19 protein-coding genes are annotated in these 19,656 nt (G+C 63.4%); 6 read left to right on the top strand and 13 right to left on the bottom strand.

What is annotated here, in order from left to right:
- Positions 1 to 90 precede the first annotated feature (90 nt).
- Together ACZYOF_RS15165 and ACZYOF_RS15160 are read right to left on the bottom strand one after the other, a co-directional pair.
- Positions 91 to 879 carry a hypothetical protein gene (locus ACZYOF_RS15165; RefSeq protein WP_463716254.1) on the bottom strand — a complete coding sequence of 263 codons (789 nt, stop codon included), beginning with the start codon at positions 877 to 879 and terminating at the stop codon, positions 91 to 93.
- The gene (locus tag ACZYOF_RS15160) at positions 876 to 1,943 is read right to left on the bottom strand and encodes an endonuclease domain-containing protein (RefSeq protein ID WP_463716253.1); all 1,068 of its coding nucleotides are present in this window, start codon (positions 1,941 to 1,943) and stop codon (positions 876 to 878) included. Before ACZYOF_RS15160 ends, ACZYOF_RS15165 begins: the two co-directional genes overlap by 4 nt.
- 253 nt (positions 1,944 to 2,196) lie before the next feature.
- Between ACZYOF_RS15160 and ACZYOF_RS15155 the strand changes: the two genes are divergently transcribed.
- Together ACZYOF_RS15155 and ACZYOF_RS15150 are read left to right on the top strand one after the other, a co-directional pair.
- Positions 2,197 to 2,895: a hypothetical protein gene (locus ACZYOF_RS15155; protein WP_463716252.1), complete on the top strand. Its 699-nt coding sequence runs from the start codon at positions 2,197 to 2,199 to the stop codon at positions 2,893 to 2,895.
- 149 nt (positions 2,896 to 3,044) lie between these two features.
- Positions 3,045 to 3,209, top strand: coding sequence for a hypothetical protein (locus ACZYOF_RS15150; RefSeq protein ID WP_282526546.1), 165 nt, complete (start codon positions 3,045 to 3,047; stop codon positions 3,207 to 3,209).
- A gap of 5 nt (positions 3,210 to 3,214) precedes the next feature.
- Here ACZYOF_RS15150 and queC read toward each other — a convergent pair whose 3' ends face one another.
- A complete protein-coding gene (gene queC, locus ACZYOF_RS15145; RefSeq protein ID WP_463716251.1) occupies positions 3,215 to 3,943 on the bottom strand; it encodes a 7-cyano-7-deazaguanine synthase QueC in 729 nt (242 codons plus the stop codon).
- Positions 3,944 to 4,070: 127 nt separating this feature from the next.
- Between queC and mazG the strand changes: the two genes are divergently transcribed.
- Positions 4,071 to 4,901, top strand: a complete 831-nt coding sequence (mazG, locus tag ACZYOF_RS15140; RefSeq protein ID WP_282526548.1) for a nucleoside triphosphate pyrophosphohydrolase — start codon at positions 4,071 to 4,073, stop codon at positions 4,899 to 4,901.
- A gap of 78 nt (positions 4,902 to 4,979) precedes the next feature.
- Here mazG and hflX read toward each other — a convergent pair whose 3' ends face one another.
- From hflX to dusB, 7 genes are all read right to left on the bottom strand, one after another.
- The gene (gene hflX, locus ACZYOF_RS15135; protein WP_463716250.1) at positions 4,980 to 6,362 is read right to left on the bottom strand and encodes a GTPase HflX; all 1,383 of its coding nucleotides are present in this window, start codon (positions 6,360 to 6,362) and stop codon (positions 4,980 to 4,982) included.
- A gap of 11 nt (positions 6,363 to 6,373) precedes the next feature.
- Complete coding sequence (gene hfq, locus ACZYOF_RS15130) at positions 6,374 to 6,622, bottom strand: RNA chaperone Hfq (RefSeq protein ID WP_027578348.1); 249 nt, start codon at positions 6,620 to 6,622, stop codon at positions 6,374 to 6,376.
- A gap of 261 nt (positions 6,623 to 6,883) precedes the next feature.
- Positions 6,884 to 8,254, bottom strand: a complete 1,371-nt coding sequence (ntrX, locus tag ACZYOF_RS15125) for a nitrogen assimilation response regulator NtrX (protein WP_130223414.1) — start codon at positions 8,252 to 8,254, stop codon at positions 6,884 to 6,886.
- A gap of 16 nt (positions 8,255 to 8,270) precedes the next feature.
- Positions 8,271 to 10,643 (bottom strand): sensor histidine kinase NtrY-like, encoded by a 2,373-nt coding sequence (locus ACZYOF_RS15120; RefSeq protein ID WP_463716249.1) that lies wholly within the window; start codon positions 10,641 to 10,643, stop codon positions 8,271 to 8,273.
- A 246-nt stretch (positions 10,644 to 10,889) separates the two neighbouring features.
- Positions 10,890 to 12,332, bottom strand: a complete 1,443-nt coding sequence (gene ntrC / locus ACZYOF_RS15115; RefSeq protein ID WP_130578437.1) for a nitrogen regulation protein NR(I) — start codon at positions 12,330 to 12,332, stop codon at positions 10,890 to 10,892.
- A 9-nt stretch (positions 12,333 to 12,341) separates the two neighbouring features.
- A complete protein-coding gene (locus tag ACZYOF_RS15110; RefSeq protein WP_130223420.1) occupies positions 12,342 to 13,517 on the bottom strand; it encodes a two-component system sensor histidine kinase NtrB in 1,176 nt (391 codons plus the stop codon).
- Entirely contained in the window at positions 13,514 to 14,515 is a 1,002-nt protein-coding gene (dusB, locus tag ACZYOF_RS15105; RefSeq protein WP_463716267.1) for a tRNA dihydrouridine synthase DusB, read from the bottom strand. Before dusB ends, ACZYOF_RS15110 begins: the two co-directional genes overlap by 4 nt.
- Positions 14,516 to 14,801: 286 nt before the next feature.
- Here dusB and ACZYOF_RS15100 point away from each other — a divergent pair, with 286 nt between their 5' ends.
- Together ACZYOF_RS15100 and ACZYOF_RS15095 are read left to right on the top strand one after the other, a co-directional pair.
- The gene (locus ACZYOF_RS15100) at positions 14,802 to 15,983 is read left to right on the top strand and encodes a bifunctional 2-C-methyl-D-erythritol 4-phosphate cytidylyltransferase/2-C-methyl-D-erythritol 2,4-cyclodiphosphate synthase (RefSeq protein ID WP_463716248.1); all 1,182 of its coding nucleotides are present in this window, start codon (positions 14,802 to 14,804) and stop codon (positions 15,981 to 15,983) included.
- A 1-nt stretch (position 15,984) separates the two neighbouring features.
- Entirely contained in the window at positions 15,985 to 16,587 is a 603-nt protein-coding gene (locus tag ACZYOF_RS15095) for a CinA family protein (RefSeq protein ID WP_463716247.1), read from the top strand.
- 140 nt (positions 16,588 to 16,727) lie between these two features.
- Here ACZYOF_RS15095 and ACZYOF_RS15090 read toward each other — a convergent pair whose 3' ends face one another.
- The 3 genes from ACZYOF_RS15090 to lipA are packed head-to-tail and all read right to left on the bottom strand — an operon-like array spanning position 16,728 to position 18,707.
- Entirely contained in the window at positions 16,728 to 17,195 is a 468-nt protein-coding gene (locus ACZYOF_RS15090; RefSeq protein ID WP_130581685.1) for a type II toxin-antitoxin system RatA family toxin, read from the bottom strand.
- Positions 17,195 to 17,734, bottom strand: a complete 540-nt coding sequence (locus ACZYOF_RS15085; protein WP_463716246.1) for a P-loop NTPase family protein — start codon at positions 17,732 to 17,734, stop codon at positions 17,195 to 17,197. The genes ACZYOF_RS15090 and ACZYOF_RS15085 overlap by 1 nt, the downstream gene beginning before the upstream one ends.
- A 13-nt stretch (positions 17,735 to 17,747) precedes the next feature.
- Positions 17,748 to 18,707 carry a lipoyl synthase gene (gene lipA, locus ACZYOF_RS15080; protein WP_130581687.1) on the bottom strand — a complete coding sequence of 320 codons (960 nt, stop codon included), beginning with the start codon at positions 18,705 to 18,707 and terminating at the stop codon, positions 17,748 to 17,750.
- Between the two features lie 132 nt (positions 18,708 to 18,839).
- Between lipA and ACZYOF_RS15075 the strand changes: the two genes are divergently transcribed.
- Entirely contained in the window at positions 18,840 to 19,451 is a 612-nt protein-coding gene (locus ACZYOF_RS15075; protein ID WP_463716245.1) for a DNA-3-methyladenine glycosylase, read from the top strand.
- Positions 19,452 to 19,656: the final 205 nt, after the last annotated feature.

Here is a 19,656-nt window from a genome sequence, read left to right as displayed (position 1 = left end):
CCGATACGCTGTAGGCTTGATCTCGCCAGACGCTTCGCAACCGACGTGCCCAGTTGAAATCCACTTCACGCAAAACATCTAATTCTGTCATTACGCTGTTATCCAGATAATATGCCTGGGTTCATTGCCAATCTGCAGCGAAGCGGCGCGGTCCTCGTCCGTGACGTCAGGGCGATAGTCGAGCTGCATCAATGACGCCTCGCCGTCGCGCACCATCTGCATCAGTGCAGAGTCGACCTGTTGGCGGTCGAGGTCAGCAAGACGCGGGCGCAGGTCGCGGAGCAGCAGGCGACGATCAAAACCTCCTGCAACCTCCTGATACGCCGCCCGAATACGCTCGCGCAGCTCGGCATGTTCCGGCTGAGCTTGTGCAACCGGTGCGTCGGTCACCGGTACGGACTGCTCGACGAAGAAATCCGACAGACGCAGGCCGCGCGCCTGCAGGAAAGCGTGCAACCGCGCGAGCCAGCCATGAAGGACGGAAGCGCCGGTGACATTGTCCGGCAAGGGATCACCGAGATGTTGCTCGGCCCAATCCCAACCTTTGTCGGTGACGGTAAGCAAGTAGGCGCGCTTAACTGTCGTGACCTCAACGAGACCTGCCTGCTCGAGCGCGCTGCGTTCGGGCGGATCGATCCTGGGCTTCAATTTACCGCCATACGCCGCTCCCCCCTCGCTCAACAATCCCCACATCGCAAGCGCCTGCTTCTCCGCGCGGATTTGCTCTGCGGTCTTTTGCGGCTTGGCCGGACTCTTCTTTGGAGTTGCGGCGGCCTTGCGTTTCCGACCGGCCCCGTCTGACGCTGTGGCGGCTTCAGCCTTCTTCGCTTTCTTTTCAGCCTTGGGTTGCTTTGCTTTCGCCACTGCTGCCTCGCTCATTTGATCCGACCGCGGCAAAGCTGGACGATGTCCCGGATTTTCTCAACGGCTTTTCCGACGTCCTGCGCAACCTCGTCGTTGGCAAGACGCAAGACCGTATATCCGCTCAGCATGAGCTCGTAATCGCGATGCCGGTCATACATAAAGGCGGCGCGATTGCCGTGGCTGCCATAGCCATCGAGTTCGATGACCATCCGGCCCTGCGTCCAAACGAAATCCACTTTCGGCCGCGATCCGCGAACGGTTTCGATGAATTGGTTGCAGTCGAACAAGCGCGCCAATTCCTGATCGCCGCGCAGTGCCTTCTCGAGGCGCTGTTCCGTTTCACTGAGCGGATGTGGCGAACCCATCCAGGGCGCGAGCCAGACTGTGTCCGTTGAAGGCGCCGGTATCTCTGTCTGATCGAGCTCCTCTTCCACCACCAGGACGCGGGCGTCATAGAGGATGCGGTCGAAGGGCGGCTGGTGCGGCGGCAACGCGCGAAACAGCGCGACCACTACGCATTGGGTAAGTTGAGCGATCCATTCCAGCGTATAAACAATGGCGGCAGGGTTGGAGTCCGCGCAGGCCTGCTCGGCATCGATGACCAACGCAAGGCCATGGCGGCTGATCGCGAGCGCAAGCTGCGCCACTTCGACCTCCGCAGGCACGTTCCGAACGCGCGGACGTCTTTGATCCCACGCCAGTTTAGTTGCAGCCTCCGCCCAAGTCATCTGCAAGTCATTGATATCGGCCGCAGCGCGGCGCACGATCGCAGATGCGGCCAGTTGGCCCAGCACGTCAGATCGGCATCCGGCAAAACTAATGTCGGTGAACCAAACAGGCCATAACCGCTGCGCAGCGTCGGCAAGCTGCTCCGTCAATTGCTGAACCGCGGCATCGGTCGTCTGCGCCCGTGACAGCCGCGTAAACAGCGCACGACGAGAATCCGGCTTGGCCTCGAGCTGGTCTATCATACGGCCAAGCATGGCTCCGTCCAGCCCGGCGAGAACCAATACCTTTCCCGGCGTCGCGTTCAGTACGACGCGGCCAATTGAATCTTGTGTAACGATCTCCCCAGCCACGATCGATCACAGCCAACAAAAATACCGTTACAACCGGACAGCGAATGTCCAGTGTGACGATCACAAGACAAAAGGGCCGATAACTGCGGTGAAAAAGGTAATCGATTAATTCTGCAGCCCGCCTCGTTCAGAACATCACGAATTCATCTCAATTTCAAATTGAATACAGAAAAATTTTGAAATAGCGTCGCGAAATCCCAACGGTGGGAGTTAGGGGGATATAATGTCTGAGGTTGTCTCTTTTGGTAACATTGTGAATTCGCTTCGCTCTGTGCGTAACGAATACAACGAGCATCTGAAAGCCGTTCCGCAGTATTCGGCTTTCCTGCTGGTGGAGAGTTCGACGCAACAGGTCGCTGATACCTTGCAGGGCTTGGCGGCCGCGCAGTCGATGGCTGCGGAAGTCGTTGAAGCGCTCGAAGCCGCCAAGGCGAAGTGTCGGCAACATCTTGCAAGCGTGCCCGAATTCCGGGCGCTGCTCGCCATCGACAAGCTGATCAGCGATGTCTCCGCCGACCTCGGCCTGCAGACCGTCACCCAACCGCAGCCGGAGCAGGCTGCACCAGAGTTGAATGCGACGTCGGCATCTGCCGAGCCCGAAACGACTGCGGCGGATCAGGTTGTCGTTGCGGAAGCAGCGCAGGCCGTTCATGCCGAAACGCAGCCCGCGATCACATCTCAAGTCGAGACCACGGAGCAGACTACCGTCGCCCTCACTGCAACGACGCCACCCGATGCGCAGGCAGAGCAAGCGTCCGCGGACGCGATTTCTCAGGTTCAGACCGCGCTCAGCGCTCCGGAGGATTCAGCGGAGGTAGCCTATTCCTCCAGTTCATCCGAGCCGGCGGCAAGCGCGCCGACAGACTTGAATCCAGCGAGCGCCGTCGCGACAGAGTCACATTCGGACAGTTCGCCGCCACCACAAACATTCGAAGCCGAAAAAGCCGCGTAGAAGATCGCCTATGGTACATCAATGCCACGCTCGAAAGAGCGTGGCATTTTCATTGGCCCGTGCGATCGCCTGCGCAAACCAACGCGACTTAACATCTCGTTAACCCCCATTCGGTTACCAATGCCTTAAAGGCAGAGGGAGCCGAGTCGATGATCGAAGATGCCGTCGCCAAGATCCAAGCCATCGAGCAAGCACTGAAAGACAAGACGCTGATCCAGTTGCAGGCGCGCCTCACCATTCGCGGTTGTTTAAAAGAGCTCCGCGACATCTCTGCGCAGCTTGAGCCCGACGGCAGGCGCTTGCCCCCGCACTGACGGCTCTACATGCGCGAGACGGGATCACGCTCCGCATATTCCCGCCATCCCCTCTCCCGCAGCGTACACGCCGGGCATTCGCCGCAGCCGTAGCCCCAATCGTGCGGCGCGCCGCGTTCGCCGAGATAGCAGGTATGGGAGTGCTCGCGGATCAGGTCGACCAGGCCAGTGCCGCCGAGTTCGTGGGCGAGCTTCCAGGTCTCGGCCTTGCTGAGCCACATCAGCGGCGTGTGCAGTTCGAAATTCCTGGCCATGCCGAGGCTGAGCGCCGACTGCAGCGCCTTGATGGTCTCGTTGCGGCAATCGGGATAGCCGGAATAATCGGTCTCGCACATGCCGCCGATGATGTGGCGGATGCCGCGGCGGTAGGCCAGCGCGGCCGCGAAGGTGAGGAACACCAGGTTGCGGCCAGGCACGAACGTATTGGGCAGGCCGTCCGCGCCCATCGTGATCGCGACGTCACGCGTCAGCGCAGTGTCGGAGATTTCGGCGAGCGTCGGGATTTCCAGCGTGTGACTCTCGCCAAGCTTTGAAGCCCAGTCCGGCCGCAGCGCCTTGATGCCGGAAATCAGCCCCTCCCGGCATTCGAGCTCGATCGCGTGGCGCTGGCCATAGGCGAAACCGAGCATTTCGACGCGCGCAAAATGCTTGAGCGACCAGGCGAGGCAGGTGGTGGAATCCTGCCCGCCGGAGAACAGCACCAGCGCGGTTTCGGACGATAAATCTTCGCTCATGGCGCGCGCTTTAGCACCACCTGCGACGGCGGCCAACCGGTGGAAATCGGCATATTTCAGCGCGTTCCGCTGGGATCGGGCCATCGCTTACGGCATAAAGCGGGACAAGCAGAATTCTGGTGCCCGCATGACCCCTTCCCGCGACATTTCACGCCTTCTTGAGATCATGGCCGCCCTGCGCACGCCCGTGACCGGCTGCCCGTGGGATCTCGAGCAGAATTTTGCGACGATTGCTCCCTACACGATCGAGGAAGCCTATGAGGTGGTGGACGCCATCACCCGCGGCGACCTCGACGATCTCAGGGAAGAACTCGGCGATCTCCTGCTGCAGGTGGTGTTCCACGCCCGCATGGCAGAGGAGCAGAACGCCTTTGCGTTCGGCGATGTCGTGGAGGCGATCACCAGGAAGATGATCCGGCGGCACCCGCATGTGTTCGCCGACAAGGACGGCAATCTTGCTCCCTCCCACGTCAAGGAAGTCTGGGATCGCATCAAGGCTGAGGAGAAGGCTGAGCGTGCGGCTCGCCGGCCGCCGGAAGAGGTCGGGCACAAATCGTTGCTGTCCGGGATCAAGGCTGGCCAGCCTGCCCTGACGCGCGCGATGGAATTGCAGCGCAAGGCCTCGACCGTCGGCTTCGACTGGAATGATCCGCGCGCGGTGTTGAAGAAAATCCGCGAGGAGGCCGACGAGATCGAGGCAGCGCTCGACGGAGCCGATGCCGATGAACTGGCGGAAGAAACCGGCGACCTGCTGTTCGCGGTGGTCAATCTCGCGCGGCACGTCGGCGCCGATCCGGAAACCGCACTCCGCGGCACCAACGCCAAATTCGAGCGCCGCTTCGCCTATATCGAGCGCGCGCTAGAGGCGCGTGGACGCTCGCTTGGAGAAGCGTCGCTGGAGGAGATGGACGCGCTGTGGAACGAGGCGAAGGGCGTTCGTAGCCCGGATGGAGCGTAAGCGAAATCCGGGGTTCTTGCCTATGGCTCGATCGGTCCCGGATTGCGCTGCGCTCCATCCGGGCTACGGCGCTTCCGCTCACATCACATGCGGGACGGCGTCGAAGCGAGACACGACAATATCGCGCTTGGTCTCGTCGACGCGCACGGTCATATCAAAGCGGCCGTCGTGCAGCTTCTTGTCGAGCACCTCGGAATTGCGGTGCAGCCAGCTAATGCCGGCGCCGTCGGAGGCATCGATCGACAGATCCAGCGTCATGCGCCTTGCCGCCAGCCGATCCTCGATCGCGGCGAGCAGTTCGTCGACGCCTTCCCCGCTCCAGGCCGAGACCAGGAAGGCCGGCCGCTCCGGCGGACGACGGGCGGCAATGTTGCGCAAATTCGCCCGCTCCTCAGGATCGAAGCGGTCGATCTTGTTCCAGACTTCGATGATGCGCTGGCCGCCGTCGGCATCGGGATCGATCCCGAGCTGACGCAGCACCGCCTCGACATCGCGCTCCTGAGCCTCGGCATCCTCATGCGAGATGTCGCGGACATGGAGGATGAGGTCGGCTTCCAGCACCTCTTCCAGCGTGGCGCGGAATGCCGCGACGAGCTGTGTCGGCAGGTTGGAGATGAAGCCGACGGTGTCGGACAGCATCGCCTTGCCGCCATGCGGCAGATGCAGCGCGCGCAACGTCGGATCGAGCGTCGCGAACAGCATGTCGGCGGCCTGGACGTCGGCACGGGTCAACCGGTTGAACAGCGTCGACTTGCCCGCATTGGTATAGCCGACCAGCGCCACCACGCGGTACGGCACGCGCTGGCGGCCGGCGCGGTGCAATCGCCGCGTCGCCTGCACTTTCTTCAGCTCGCTTTCGAGCTTGGTGATGCGCTCGCCGATCAGCCGCCGGTCGGCCTCGATCTGGGTTTCGCCGGGGCCGCCCATGAAACCGAAGCCGCCGCGCTGGCGCTCGAGATGGGTCCATGACCGCACCAGCCGGCTGCGCTGGTAATTGAGATGCGCGAGTTCGACCTGCAGTGCGCCTTCCCTGGTCTTGGCGCGGCGGCCGAAGATCTCCAGAATCAGGCCGGTGCGGTCGAGCACCTTGGTGTTCCAGGCCTTCTCCAGGTTGCGCTGCTGGATCGGCGACAGCGCGCAATCCATCACCACGAGTTCGATGTTGTGGCCGGCGACGAGGCCGGCGATCTCCTCGACCTTACCTTTGCCGAGATAGGTCGCCGGCCTGATCTGGCTGACCGGGGCAATCACGCTATCGATCACCGCAAGATCGATGGCACGGGCAAGCCCGGCCGCTTCCTCAATCCGCCCCTCGAAGTCGCGGACAGAGGCCTCCGTTTGCGCCTCGGCGTCGCCGCGGCGCGTGCGCATATACGGGCCGATGACAATCACCCGCCCGCTATCAATTCCCTCCGCCGACCGTGGCCGGTCGGCGGCCCCTTCACGATTACGGGGCTCCAATCAGTTCACTCTCAACCCTGTGTATCCTCACCGCCTTCAAACAACTGGATCGGTGCGCCCGGCATGATGGTCGATATCGCGTGCTTGTAGACAAGCTGCGAATGACCGTCGCGCCGGAGTAAAAGGCAGAAATTGTCAAACCATGTGACAATGCCCTGCAGTTTCACGCCATTCACCAGAAAGATCGTCAGTGGCGTCTTGGTCTTACGAACATGATTTAGGAAGGTGTCTTGTAGATTTTGAGCGCGGTCTGCCGCCATTTTTGTTGTCCCGCCGTCTTGTGGTTCTTCTTATTGGAATGTTGGAACCGGTTGGAGCCCTCTGATGGAGCCTTTCCCCGGTCGCCGGCCTGTCCTGAGTTCCCCCTCTGACAGGCTCGGCGGTAGGATTAGAGGGCAGGCCCGCCTATTAGGCAAGCCGGTTCACGCGCCACCCATGAACAAGAATCGGCAATTGCCGCAAAAGCATGGGGAAAAAAGCGATCATTCCCAGTCAATTGCATGGATCTGCGACCGGTTGGCTCAGCCGACCCCCAAGGCCTTGAGCTTGCGATGGAGCGCGGAGCGCTCCATGCCGACGAACTCCGCCGTGCGCGAGATATTGCCGGAAAACCGGCTGATCTGGGCAATCAGATAGTCGCGCTCGAACACCTCGCGCGCCTCGCGCAGCGGTAACCCCATGATGTGCTCGCCATTGCTGCTGGTCGGCATCGCCGGCACCATGGAGCCGACGTCCTGCGGCAACATGTCCGCCGTGATGATCGCCTCCGGGCCGCCGCCGGCCAGAATCATCACCCGCTCGACATTGTTGCGGAGCTGGCGGACGTTGCCCGGCCAAACATGGGACTGCAGCACCGCCATCGCGTCCTGGCCGATCTGCCGCTTCGGCAGGCCGGTCGCCGCCGAGATCTGGTCCATGAAATAGTCGATCAATTCAGGGATATCCTCGCGCCGCTCGGACAGCGGCGGGACGCGGATCGGGACCACCGACAGGCGGTGGTAGAGATCCTCGCGGAAGTGGCCGGCCGCGATCTCTTCCTCCAGGTTGCGCGCGGTGGAGGAAATGATGCGCACGTCGACATGGACCTTTGCGGTGCCGCCGGAGCGTTGAAAGGTCTGGTCGACCAGCACCCGCAAGATCTTGTTCTGGGTTTCGCGCGGCATATCGGCGATCTCGTCGATGAACAGCGTACCGCCATGGGCCTCTTCCAGGGCGCCCGGCTTGCGCGGCTGCTCGCCATTGGACGCCTCGACGCCGAACAGCTCGACCTCCATCCGCTCGGGCGTGATCGCAGCCGCGTTGATGACGACAAACGGTCCGTCGGCGCGGCTCGATGCCTGGTGCAGCGTACGCGCCACCAGCTCCTTGCCGGAGCCTGCCGGACCGACAATCAGGATGCGGCTGTTCGCCTTGGCGGCGCGCTCGATGGTCTGGCGTAGCTGGTTCATGCAGGCGGAGCGGCCGGTCAAAACGCTTGCAGTTGGAGCCTGTTGCTTGAGTTCCTTCACTTCGCGCTTGAGGCGCGAATTCTCCAGCGCCCGGTTGGCGACCAGGATCAGCCGGTCCGACTTGAACGGCTTTTCGATGAAGTCATAGGCGCCGCGCTTGATCGCAGCGACCGCGGTCTCGATGTTGCCGTGGCCGGAGATCATCACCACCGGCAGGTCGGCATTATCCTTCTTGATCTGCTCCAGAAGCTGCAGCCCGTCGAGCTTCGAGCCCTGCAGCCAGATGTCGAGGAAGACCAGATGCGGGCGACGGTTGGCGATCTCCGCCAGCGCCGAATCGCTGTCGCGCGCGGTGCGCGAGGAAAAACCTTCGTCTTCGAGGATGCCCGCAACGAGGTCGCGAATGTCTGCTTCATCGTCGACAATCAGAATGTCACTTGCCATGGGTTACACCTGCCTGTCAGTCGCCTGTCGCTGCTTGGATTTTCGCTTGGATATTGGTCGTGGATGCCGGGTCGCTGGTCGCGGATGCCGGAGGATTTTTTTCTTCGTCCGGCGCGCTTGACTGCTGCGACTCGGGGCCGGCCGCCTGAGGCGGCTCGTTCGCCCCCGCCTTCGGCGGCTGGCCGGAGACGGCGAATCGAAGCCGCATCCAGGCACCGCGCTGCCCGGGACGGAAATCGGAGGCGTCCTTGAGCTCGATGCGGCCGCCATGGTCTTCGAGCACGCGGCCGACGATCGCAAGCCCGAGCCCGGTGCCCTTCTGGCGCGTCGTGACATAGGGCTCGAGCAGGCGTGCGCGCGCGACCTTCGGCAGGCCGATGCCGTTGTCGATCACGTCGATGATGATCTCCTCGCCCTCGCGCTGCGCGATGACGTCGATCCGCCCCTTGCCCAGCTCTTCCGGCGGCACCTGCTCGATCGCTTCGGTCGCGTTCTTGATGATGTTGGTCAGCGCCTGCGAGATCAGCCGGCGGTCGAACTGCGCCCGCATCGGGTCCTGCTTGATGTCGGCCTCGATCTCGAGCTCGGGATGCGCGACCTTCATCAGGAACACCGCCTGCCGCACGGTGTCGGCGACATCCTCGCCTTCCATCACCGGCTTCGGCATGCGGGCAAAGCGCGAGAATTCGTCGACCATGCGCCTGATGTCGTCGACCTGGCGCACGATGGTGTCGGTGCATTGTTCGAAGATCGACTTGTCCTTCTCCTCGGTGATGGTCTTGCCGAATTTGCGGCGGATGCGTTCGGCCGAAAGCTGGATCGGCGTCAGCGGATTCTTGATCTCATGCGCGATACGGCGCGCGACGTCGCCCCAGGCCGAGGTGCGCTGCGCCGAGACCAGCTCGGTGATGTCGTCGAGCGTGATGATGTAATTGTCCCAGGAGTGGCTGGTCTTTTCGGCGGAGATGCGGACCGACAAATTGCGCTCGTGGCCGTCGCGCGTGATGGTGATCTGGCCCTGGACCAGGCGCTGGGTGCCTTCCCGCGCCGTCTTCATCATCTCGTCGAGCTCGGGAAGCACGTCCGAGAGCGGATGGCCCAAGGTCTCCGACTCGGCATGGCCGATCAGCTTCTCCGCCGAGCGGTTGAGGGTGCCGACGCTGCCGGACGGATCGACGCCGATGATGCCGGCGCTGGCCGATGACAGCACTGCCTCGATGAAGCGGCGGCGGCTGTCGATCAGTTCGCTGGCATTGACGAGTTCGTCGCGCTGGGTCCGCAACTCCTGCGTCATCTTGTTGAAAACCTCGCCGAGCTGAGCGAGGTCGCCCTCCGATTTGCGCACGGGGACCTGCACATTGAGATTGCCCGTTGAGACGTCGCCCGCCGCGGCCATCAGTCGGCGGATCGGCGCGACCAGCCGGTTGGCGAAGTTGAGACCGGTCAGCACCGACGCCATCAGGATGGTCAGTGCGATGACCGCGAACATCAGCGCGAACGCCACCTGGATGCCGAGCCGACGCGCCTCAAGCTGAGCATATTCGGCAGCGCTGGTCTGAGTCTGCTTGAGCTGGGCAACGATGGTCGGATCAAGCAGACGCGCCACGTACAGGAATGTGTCGTCATAAGCCCGCAGGCGGACCACGGAGGCGACATAGCTTTCGGGGAAAACCGAGATTTCCGGCTCGGTCTCGTTGACGTTCTTGAGAATTTCGAGCGGTGGTAGTGCGTAGTTCAGACGACTACCGGTGTCCGCGCTGTTGAGAACGTTGCCGTCCTTGTCCAATAGCAGCGCAACCGGCAGATTGCGCGCCGCCGCGCCCGCCGTCAGGAGCTGCATGAACGTCATGCGGTCCTGGTCATACAGTGGCCTTGCATGGGCGAGGTCATTCGCCATCCCCAAGACGTCGCCGCGGATGAGCTGCGCATGCTCCTGCATGTAGGCGCCGGCGATCGTCAGCGAATTCTGGATCACCTCTTTCGTGGGGCCCGAGAAGAGCCGGTCGAGGCCGCGCTCGATGGTGACATTGGCAACGATCGAGACCAGGACCGCGGGCAGCACAGCGACCACGGAGAATAGGCCGACGATCTGCACATGCAGCCGCGCCGCCGCTCGGCCGCGCCGCCTCGCCTGCACCATCTGCCAGACCTCGCGGACAATGATGCCGACCAAGAGCAGGATGGTCGTGGCGTTGATTAGCAGGAAGGAACGGACCACCTCGGGCGTCGGCTCGATCGGGGTCAGCCCCGTCAGCACCACGAACGTAAGGAACGCCGACAAGAGCGCAATCGCCACCGCAAAGGGCGCCAGCCACTTCGCAAGCGGCACCCCCCTTTTCTCGGTACGTGAAGCTTCGTACGGCTGGGCCGTGGTCTCTGGGCTGGTCATTCCGGCAAGGATGAACTGAAGGCCTCAACGTCCGCTGATCGAGCGGACTGATGCAATCATATCACAATGTTGCCGAATTGCGACATTTCCGCGGCGCCTGCTCAGGAATGAACAGGGTTCCACAGCCCTCTCGGAGGTCCCCTCGTTCGAGGCGGCGGGCTACCGAATTCGAAACCTCGAGATTCTCCGACGTGCAATCGCACATCGGAGTTGACGCAACGCGCGCCCCGGAATGACGGATCGGGGTTAGCCCCCGCTCCGGTAGACCTGAATATCGAGGTCCCTGATCTTCTTGCGCAGCGTGTTGCGGTTGAGGCCGAGCAAGTCGGCGGCGCGGATCTGGTTGCCGCGGGTGGCCGCGAGCGCAGCCGTCAGGAGCGGCACCTCGATCTCCTTGAGGATGCGGTGGTAGAGGCCCGGGGGCGGTACGCCATTCGGGAAGCCGGAGAAGTGCGAGGATAAATAGGCCTCGACCGCGCCACCGAGATTGTCCACCCCGTGCTGGGTGTTGCCGCCGGAGTTGACGGCCGGCGGAGCCAGTTCGCCGTCGATGACGGACGCGGTGATCACATCCTGCGGATAAAGTGCCGCCAGCCGGCGTGCGAGGTTTTCCAGTTCGCGGACGTTGCCGGGCCAGCGGTGCTGCTTCAGCCGCTCCAGCGCCTGGGCGTCGAGCTTCTTTGGCGGCAGGCCGTCCTTCTCAGCGAGCGCAAAGAAGTGCCTGATCAGGTCGGGCAGATCCTCGATCCGCTCGCGCAAGGGCGGCAGCCGCAGCGGCACCACGTTCAAGCGGAAGAACAGGTCTTCGCGGAACAGGCCCTGCTGGATCAGGATCCGCAAATCCTTGTTGCTGGCGGCGACGATGCGCACGTCGGTCTTGATCGGGGTACGTCCGCCGACGGTGGTGTATTCCCCCTGCTGCAGCACGCGCAGCAACCGGGTCTGCGCCTCCATCGGCATGTCGCCGATCTCGTCGAGGAACAGCGTGCCGCCTTCCGCCTGCTCGAACCGGCCCGAGGCGCGGGTATTGGCGCCGGTGAACGCGCCGCGTTCATGGCCGAACAATTCCGACTCGATCAGGTCGCGCGGGATCGCGGCCATGTTGACGGCGACGAAGGGGCCGTTCCGCCGCTTGCCGTAGTCGTGCAGCGCACGGGCGACCAGTTCCTTGCCGGTGCCGGATTCGCCCGAGATCATCACGGTAAGGTCGGTCTGCATCAGCCGCGCCAGCACGCGGTAGATTTCCTGCATCGCCGGCGAGCGGCCGACCAACGGAATCGAGTCGAACTCGGAGTCGTCGGCGGCGCTCGCCACCCTCTCCTTCGGCTCCGCGAGCGCCCGGCCGACGATGGTGATCAGCTCCTTCAGGTCGAACGGCTTCGGCAGATATTCGTAGGCGCCGCGCTCGGAGGCCCTGATCGCCGTCATGAAGGTGTTTTGCGCGCTCATGACGATGACGGGCAGGTTCGGCCGCATCTTCTTGATCCGTGGCAACAGGTCGAACGCGTTCTCGTCGGGCATCACCACGTCGGTGATGACGAGATCGCCCTCGCCCTGGCTCACCCAGCGCCACAGCGTCGCCGCGTTGCCGGTCAACCGCACCTCGTACCCGGCGCGTGACAGGGCCTGGTTGAGAACCGTGCGGATGGCGGTATCGTCATCAGCAACGAGAATGCTACCTGCGGGCATTGTCTTTCCTCATCTTGCGTCCTGTGAGGCATGCGATGGCGTACCCGGAACGTCCTCGCGGCTGCTTTGGTCGATTTGTTTGGCGGGGTTGTACATCGGCATCAGCACGCGGAAGGTGGTCTTCCGCGGCTGGGATTCGCATTCGATGATGCCGCCGTGATCGCCGACGATTTTGGCCACGAGCGCAAGCCCGAGGCCACTGCCGGTCTGTTTTGTGGTGACGAAGGGATCGAACAGATTGGGCAACAGGTCTTCCGGTACGCCGGAGCCGTTGTCCTTGACGCAGAATTCCAGCGGCAGCGACACCCGCGATTTCTTGCCGGGCACCGACAGCCGGACGCCCGGACGGAACGCGGTGGTGAGCTGGATTTCCGCATCGGTGCCGAGATCGGCCACCGCCTCGGCGGCGTTCTTCACCAGATTGAGGAACACCTGGATGAGCTGGTCCTGGTTGGCGAGAACCGGCGGCAGCGACGGGTCGTAATCCTCGATGAAGCGGACGTTACGCGCGAAGCCGGACTGCGCCAGCCGTTTGACGTGGTCGAGCACTGAATGGATGTTGACCGGGCCGCGGGCGACCGGCCGATCGTCGCCGAACACTTCCATGCGGTCGACCAGGGTGACGATGCGGTCGGCCTCGTCGCAGATCAGCCGGGTCAGCATGCGGTCATCCGAGGAGGCCTGCTGCTCCAAGAGTTGCGCCGCGCCGCGGATGCCCGACAGCGGGTTCTTGATCTCATGTGCCAGCATCGCCGCCAGCGCGATCACCGAGCGCGCGGCGCTGCGATGGGTAAGCTGCCGGTCCATCTTGTCGGCGATGGTGCGCTCCTGCAGCATCACGACGATATGCCCCGGCCGCTCCGTGACTGGCGCCACATGCAAATCGACCTGGCGGTCGCCGCCGATCCGCGGCGTGCCGAGGTCGACCTTGTATTCGTTGACCGGCGACCCCGAGGTGCGCACCTGGTCGATCAGCGCGAGCAGCGGGCTGCCGAATGGCACCAGTTCCTTCAGCGACTGCCGCTGCAGGAACTGCGTGGAGATTTCGAAAAACGATTCGGCGGCGATGTTGGCGTCGGCGATACGGCCATCCGGCGCCACCAGCAGCACCGGGTTCGGCAGCGCGTTGAGAATGGCCTCGCTGTCGGAGGGCATGCGCCGGCGAGTCTCTGCGGCTGATGTCATGCAGCAGCACTCCATGCAAAATCGTCGTAAGCATCCTGAAGCGATTGATGCACACTCGAGGGTTCGTCCGAGGTCAGGATGCTTTGCCGCCAGCCCTTCAGCGTCGCTGCCGGAGCGCGGCTGCAGTGGGCGGCGATCTCCAGCGCCCAACCGAGATGTTTTCGCGCGTGCTTGAGCCCGACACGGACACCGTAATGGCTCAGGACGGCATCATAGAGCTCACGGATATGGCTGAGTTGCTCGGCGAGCGGCGGCGCCTGCTCGGCAATGCCGGTCTCGAGCCGGCGCGCGATCTGCCCGGGCAGCCAGGGCTGACCCTGCGCGCCGCGTCCGATCATGACCGCGTCCGCGCCGGACTCATCGAGCGCGGTCACCACCCTCTCGAAGGAGGTGATGTCGCCATTGACGACGAGCGGGATCGAGACGGCGTCCCTGACTTCACGCACAGCGGCCCAATCCGCCTCGCCCTTGTAGAACTGGCAGCGCGTGCGGCCGTGCACCGTCACCATCTGCACGCCGGCGGCTTGCGCACGCCGTGCCAGTTCCGGCGCATTGCGCGTGCGGTCATCCCAGCCGAGCCGCATCTTCAGTGTCACCGGCACCTTGACCGCGGCGATCGTCGCCTCGATCAGGCTTGTCGCGTGATCGAGGTCGCGCATCAAAGCGGAGCCGGACTGGCCGCCGGTCACGTGGCGCGCCGGGCAGCCCATGTTGATATCGATGATGTCGGCGCCGGCGGCCTCCGCGATCCTCGCGCCCTCGGCCATCCAGCGGGTCGCGCACCCGGCGAGTTGAACCACATGCGGCCCGATCCCGGCCGCTTCGCAGCGCAAAAGCGAGATCGGTCTGCCCTGCGCAAGATCGTCGCTTGCGGTCATCTCCGAGACGACAAGCCCCGCGCCGAGACTCGCCGCGAGACGCCGAAACGGGGCATCAGTCACGCCGGACATGGGGGCGAGAAGCACCAGGTTGGCGACGGTAATGTCACCTATTTTCAAAGAGTTACGACGTGTTCTTGCGAGTCCGGTCACAAGCTTCTCGTGTTACTGGCGGCAGCCTTATCGCGCCGCCGCCCTATATTTTGAGCACAATTCTTGTGCAGTCAAGCGTTATGCCTACGGTTTAGACATTTCTATCATTTGCGCAAGTGCACCGCAACAAGAACTGCTTTTCCCACAGGGTATGGGAATAGCTCTGTCATTGGGCATCCAGCATGGTAAGGGCTGTGCGCTGGCGGAAAGCCCGGCGCCCTCACCTCAACCAACTCGTATACAGTCTCGTCCAATGCCCAGACCTGAGCGTACCGCCGCCATCCTTGTCGCAGCCGGCCGCGGGCTTCGCGCCGGCGCGGGCGGGCCGAAGCAATACCGAATGATCGGCGGCCAGACGGTGATCTTCCGGGCGATGGAGCCGTTCAGCCGACATCCCGATGTTTTCGCCGTGCAGCCCGTCGTCAATCCCGATGATGCCGCCCTCTTCAACGAAGCAGTCGTGGGCCTTCGCCATCGGCCGCCGACAAACGGTGGCGCGACAAGGCAGGCGTCCGTGCGTGCGGGACTGGAGGCACTTGCGAGCGAGAAGCCCGACATCGTGCTGATCCACGACGCCGCGCGGCCCTTCGTGACGCAGGCGCTGATCTCGCGCGCGATCGACGCGGCCGGCCGTACCGGTGCCGCTGTTCCCGCGGTCCCGGTCACCGATACCATCAAGCTGACGGGTACGAACGGCGATGTCGAAGCGACGCCCGATCGCGCGCGGCTGCGAATCGCGCAGACGCCACAGGTCTTTCGGTTCGACGTGATCCTGGATGCGCATCGCCGCGCCGCGCGCGAGGGCTTGAGCGATTTCACCGACGATGCCGCGATTGCCGAATGGGCGGGATTGACGGTGGCGACCTTTGAAGGCGATCCTGCGAACATGAAACTCACCACACCTGAAGACTTCGTCCGCGAGGAGGCCCGCCTCGCCAGCCTGCTCGGCGACATCAGGACCGGCACCGGCTACGACGTGCATGCGTTCGGGGAAGGTAATCACGTGATGATCTGCGGCGTGCGCGTGCCGCACACGAAGGGCTTTCTCGCCCATTCCGACGGCGATGTCGGCCTGCATGCGCTGGTCGACGCCATTCTCGGCGCGCTCGCGGACGGCGACATCGGCTCGCATTTTCCGCCGAGCGATCCGCAGTGGAAGGGCGCCTCTTCCGACCGATTCCTGAAATATGCCGTCGATCGCGTCACCGCGCGCGGCGGCCGCATCGCCAATCTCGAGGTGACGCTGATCTGCGAACGGCCGAAGATCGGCCCCCTGCGCGACACCATGCGGGCGAAGATCGCCGAGATCTCGGGTGTAAACATCTCGCGCATCGCGGTGAAGGCGACCACCAGCGAGAAACTGGGCTTCACCGGCCGTGAGGAAGGCATCGCGGCCACCGCGAGCGCCACCATTCGGCTCCCCTGGAGCGAGTAACATGAGCGGCAGCGACGCGCGCGCCCTCTCCCGCTCGCTGCTCGATCTGTGCCGGATGCGGAAATTGACCATCGCGACGGCGGAGTCCTGCACCGGCGGGCTGGTCGCGGGCGCGCTCACCGATATCCCCGGCTCCTCCGACGTCATCGATCGCGGCTTCGTCACCTATTCCAACGAGGCCAAGCGCGCCATGCTCGGCGTCAACGCGCTGACGCTTTCGACCTTCGGCGCGGTCAGCAAGGAGACCGCGACCGCCATGGCGGTCGGTGCCCTGGAGCGTGCCGGCGTCGATCTTGCGGTCGCCATCACCGGCATCGCCGGTCCCGGCGGCGCCACCCCGGGCAAGCCAGTCGGTCTGGTGCATTTCGCGGTCGCCGCCCGCGATGGCCGGATCATGCATCGCGAACACCGCTTCGGCGCGATCGGGCGCACCGCAGTACGGCAACGCTCCGTGGTGGAAGCCCTGCGCATGCTGATGGAAGTGGCGCGCGGCCCCCAGGCCGCGGCCAAGCCGCGCCGCGAAGCATCTAGCCGCCTGCGTCTCCGCGTCGCGCGCTCCCCGCGCCGCAGCGCCGTCAAGCGCCGCCGTCCGCCACGAGCCTAAGAGCTTTCGCTCCGTCATTGCGAGCCACCGGGTGGGCGCGCAGCGCCGCCCGATGACAGGCTCCGCGAAGCAATTCACCTCTCCCACGCGGGCAGAATGGATTGCTTCGTCGCTTCGCTCCTCGCAATGACGGGGATAGCTTACGATGCGGTAGCCGGCTTGCCGTAGATCACATCGGCGCGTTTTTCGAATGCGGCGGCGAAGCGTTGGAATGCTGCATCGAACATCGATCCCATCAGCATCGCCAGCATCCGGCTCCTGAACTCGTATGAGATGAAGAAGCCGACATCGCACTCGGTCTCGGATTTCGGCTCGAAGGTCCAGCGGTTCTCGAGATTGCTGAACGGGCCGCGCAGATATTCGACCATGATCTTCAGGTTCGGCCGATCCAGCGTGACGCGACTGGTGAAGTTCTCGCGCACCAGCTTGAACGACACGGTCATGTCGGCGACCAGGACCTCCGTGCCGTCCTCTTTCGGAGTGCGCTGCCGGATCTTCAGCGCATGGCACAGCGGCACGAATTCCGGATAGCGCTCGACATCGGCGACCAGATCGAACATCTGCGACGCGGAGTGACGGACCCGCCGCGTGCTGGAAAACCTCGGCATCAGTGGATACTCGTCGCATGGAGCATCGGCGCGAGCTCCTTCAAATACTGGCTCGCCTGTGTCCGATCCCTGAAACGGACAAGTGATTGGTCGGGTCGCAGACCCTCGAAAAACTTGAGAAGCTTCGGTCGCTGTTTCTTTCGATACGTCCAGACGTATCGAAAGAATTCGAGATCGATTCGTTCCGGGCACCCCTCGGCCATTTCCGGTCGAACCTGGCCAAAGCTTCCGGCTATCCGCCTCGCGATGCCAAGCATGCAGGTCCGACGCGGAAGATCAAACCAGATGACGCTATCGCAGACCTGGCGGCGCAGCTCGCCGGCCCCATTTGAAATGTAGTTTCCGTCCATGACCCACTGCGGTCGAAGCGCCACCTCAGTCACGCGTTCGTGGAACTCCGCGTTCTCGGACGCGACCCAGCCTGGTTTCCAGTAGATCGCGTCGAGCGACACGAACGGGATTCCCGTAGTGTCTGAAAGACGTTGCGCAAAGGTCGATTTGCCGGACCCCGAGGATCCCATCACAAGAATGCGTCGCATCGGCGATCCGGCGTTAGCGCGACCGCGCCACGCGCGCCGCTTGCAGTTTGGCGAAATCGTCGCCCGCATGATGGGACGAACGCGTCAACGGACTCGCCGACACCATCAGGAAGCCCTTGGTATAGGCAACCTTCTCGTAGCCCGCGAACTCGTCCGGCGTGACGTAGCGCATCACGGCGTGATGCTTCCGCGTCGGTTGCAGATATTGGCCGATCGTGAGGAAATCGACATCCGCCGAGCGCAGGTCGTCCATCACCTGCAGCACCTCGTGCCGCTCCTCACCCAGGCCCACCATGATGCCGGACTTGGTGAAAATCGTCGGATCGATCTCCTTCACCCGCTGCAGCAACCGGATCGAGTGGAAATAGCGCGCGCCGGGCCGCACCGACAGATAGCGCGAGGGTACGGTTTCGAGATTGTGGTTGAAGACGTCGGGCTTTGCCGCCGCCACGACTTCAAGCGCGCCTTCCTTGCGCAGGAAGTCGGGGGTGAGGAGCTCGATCGTGGTCTTGGGGCAGCGCGCCCGGATGGCGCGGACGGTCTGGGCAAAATGCTCAGCGCCGCCGTCGGCAAGATCGTCGCGGTCGACCGAGGTGATGACGACATGCGAGAGCCCGAGCTTGAAGGTCGCCTCCGCCACGTGCTCCGGCTCGCCGGCGTCAAGCGCGCCGGGCATGCCCGTCTTGACGTTGCAGAACGCACACGCCCGGGTGCAGGTGTCCCCCATGATCATGAAGGTGGCGTGCTTCTTGTCCCAGCACTCGCCGATATTCGGGCAGCCGGCCTCCTCGCAGACCGTGACGAGGCCGTTCTCCTTCACGATGTTGCGGGTATCGGCATAGCCGCGCGTGTTCGGCGCACGCACCCGGATCCAGTCCGGCTTAGGCGGCGACAGCGCGTCGGGCCGGTTCACCTTTTCGGGGTGGCGCGGGCGCAGCGGACTGGCTGAAATGGTGTCGATCAGGGTGACCATGGGAAATCTGCGGATCTTCGAGACTGTTAGCTAATCCGTATTGCCCGAACCCGCAACCCGGCTCGCGCATGCTAACAGAACGTGCAACATATGGGCAGCAGTCCCCCGCGTTTCCCTCTGATTCCCACCAAAATGGTTCAAAATCCCAGACTGCCGGGCGAAGCACCCATCCGCCTTGGCAAGGCGCTCAAACGCTCATTCTTTGGCCGCAGCGTGCACGAGGTCGCGCCCGACCTGATCGGCGCGACCTTGCTCTTCAATGGCGTCGGCGGCCTCATCGTGGAGGTGGAGGCCTATCACCACACCGATCCGGCCGCCCATTCCTATCGTGGGCCGACGCCGCGCAACCAGGTGATGTTCGGCCCGCCGGGCTTTGCCTATGTCTATCGCTCCTACGGCATCCACTGGTGCGTGAATTTCGTCTGCGAAGAAGCAGGCTCGGCGAGCGCCGTGCTGATCCGCGCGCTGGAGCCCACGCATGGGATCGCGACGATGCGGCGGCGACGTCATCTCAAGGAAGCGCACGCACTATGTTCCGGTCCGGGAAAGCTGACCGAAGCACTCGGCATAACGATTGAGCACAACGCCCTGCCGCTCGATCAGGCACCGTTCTCGCTGCACGCGCGCGTCGGCAGTGTCGATATTGTCGCAGGCGTGCGAATCGGAATCACAAAAGCAATCGATCTGCCTTGGCGTTATGGCATGAAGGGCTCGAAATTCCTGAGCAAGCCATTTCCAGTTTGAGTTGAAGTTGAAGCGCCATCGTAACGAGGCGCGCATCAACAATCGCAACATCGACGCAATCCTGTCACGACACGCCCACGTTGCGCGTGCAGACTGAGCGCGCGTTGCTTCGCTGCACGCGTGTGAGTTGCTTATGAATTGTGCTCTGCTGAAATGACGGAACACAACGCAGGTGAACAAGTCCTGCGCAAAATGCTGGCTACCG

The organism is Bradyrhizobium sp. LeoA1Lang, assembly GCF_055413685.1.
This window is presented reverse-complemented; position numbering and strand designations above follow the sequence as displayed.

Excerpts from the sequence above, each read along its gene's own strand:
- ACZYOF_RS15165 (WP_463716254.1), bottom strand. The coding sequence starts at position 879 with ATGAGCGAGGCAGCAGTGGCGAAAGCAAAGCAACCCAAGGCTGAAAAG.
- ACZYOF_RS15150 (WP_282526546.1), top strand. The coding sequence starts at position 3,045 with ATGATCGAAGATGCCGTCGCCAAGATCCAAGCCATCGAGCAAGCACTG.
- queC (WP_463716251.1), bottom strand. The coding sequence starts at position 3,943 with ATGAGCGAAGATTTATCGTCCGAAACCGCGCTGGTGCTGTTCTCCGGC.
- mazG (WP_282526548.1), top strand. The coding sequence starts at position 4,071 with ATGACCCCTTCCCGCGACATTTCACGCCTTCTTGAGATCATGGCCGCC.
- hfq (WP_027578348.1), bottom strand. The coding sequence starts at position 6,622 with ATGGCGGCAGACCGCGCTCAAAATCTACAAGACACCTTCCTAAATCAT.
- ntrX (WP_130223414.1), bottom strand. The coding sequence starts at position 8,254 with ATGGCAAGTGACATTCTGATTGTCGACGATGAAGCAGACATTCGCGAC.
- ACZYOF_RS15120 (WP_463716249.1), bottom strand. The coding sequence starts at position 10,643 with ATGACCAGCCCAGAGACCACGGCCCAGCCGTACGAAGCTTCACGTACC.
- ntrC (WP_130578437.1), bottom strand. The coding sequence starts at position 12,332 with ATGCCCGCAGGTAGCATTCTCGTTGCTGATGACGATACCGCCATCCGC.
- ACZYOF_RS15110 (WP_130223420.1), bottom strand. The coding sequence starts at position 13,517 with ATGACATCAGCCGCAGAGACTCGCCGGCGCATGCCCTCCGACAGCGAG.
- ACZYOF_RS15100 (WP_463716248.1), top strand. The coding sequence starts at position 14,802 with ATGCCCAGACCTGAGCGTACCGCCGCCATCCTTGTCGCAGCCGGCCGC.
- ACZYOF_RS15095 (WP_463716247.1), top strand. The coding sequence starts at position 15,985 with ATGAGCGGCAGCGACGCGCGCGCCCTCTCCCGCTCGCTGCTCGATCTG.
- ACZYOF_RS15090 (WP_130581685.1), bottom strand. The coding sequence starts at position 17,195 with ATGCCGAGGTTTTCCAGCACGCGGCGGGTCCGTCACTCCGCGTCGCAG.
- ACZYOF_RS15085 (WP_463716246.1), bottom strand. The coding sequence starts at position 17,734 with ATGCGACGCATTCTTGTGATGGGATCCTCGGGGTCCGGCAAATCGACC.
- lipA (WP_130581687.1), bottom strand. The coding sequence starts at position 18,707 with ATGGTCACCCTGATCGACACCATTTCAGCCAGTCCGCTGCGCCCGCGC.
- ACZYOF_RS15075 (WP_463716245.1), top strand. The coding sequence starts at position 18,840 with ATGGTTCAAAATCCCAGACTGCCGGGCGAAGCACCCATCCGCCTTGGC.